Annotated in this window: 1 protein-coding gene and 1 pseudogene; both read left to right on the forward strand. The window is 28.6% G+C overall.

The window, feature by feature from the left end:
• Positions 1 to 243 (forward strand): annotated as a pseudogene (locus tag ACFIKY_RS09100) (conjugal transfer protein TraL); the annotation flags it as partial.
• Position 244: 1 nt separating this feature from the next.
• The gene (locus tag ACFIKY_RS09105) at positions 245 to 535 is read left to right on the forward strand and encodes a hypothetical protein (RefSeq protein WP_375661743.1); all 291 of its coding nucleotides are present in this window, start codon (positions 245 to 247) and stop codon (positions 533 to 535) included.
• Positions 536 to 801 lie beyond the last annotated feature (266 nt).

Here is an 801-nt window from a genome sequence, read left to right on the forward strand (position 1 = left end):
AATGGAAAAAACTTTGAAGAAATGAAAGTATTTGAAGAAACTAAAGAAAGAATTTCTGCTATTGTTACAATTCCACAACAAACATCTAGCACTTTTGGGGAGGATATAAAAACAATGCTTGATAAAAAATTAACCTTTAACGAAATTACAAATTCAAACGAATTCAGCATTATGGCCAAAAGCCGCTTAGCACGCGTCAAAAGCATGTTATTTGACCAGATAGCTATTATTCCAGGAATATAAAATGTCCGTTGATATTGATGCCATTCGGCAAAAAATAACTAAAGAATTTAATCAACTTGTTCCACCAAATGATCCAATTCTCATGACTGTTTTTTTATCTGATATAATGCTAGATTCAGCTTTAAAAACACTTCACGAACATCAAAATCAAATGATCAATTACATTTTAACTGCACGTAATGCTATGGTAGAGGAAGAAAAAAAAACAGCTGGAAAATTAATAACTGAAGCAGCCACATATATAAACAAAGAAATCAACCAAGAAATGAGTAAAAACTTTCTGAACAAATGAAATCATATGAAATCTCGTTATCCAAAGTGTCTGCTATAAAATCAAGTGTAGATGATAATATGGAAAGATTTTTAAAAAAACTCAGAAATTATGGAATATTAATAGGTGCTAGTTTATTAGCAAATATTCTCTGTTTTTTTGCTCTTATAATCCATTATTATATAAATTAATATTTTTTAAATCACTTGAAAAAAGTATAGACTTTTTAAAATTCTTATTCAGTGTTTATATCTCAAAATGGAGCCGCATCTTTATGATACGGCTTT

The sequence above is a fragment of the Bartonella sp. CR127HXZ genome (genome assembly GCF_042194555.1).
Classification (GTDB): domain Bacteria; phylum Pseudomonadota; class Alphaproteobacteria; order Rhizobiales; family Rhizobiaceae; genus Bartonella; species Bartonella grahamii.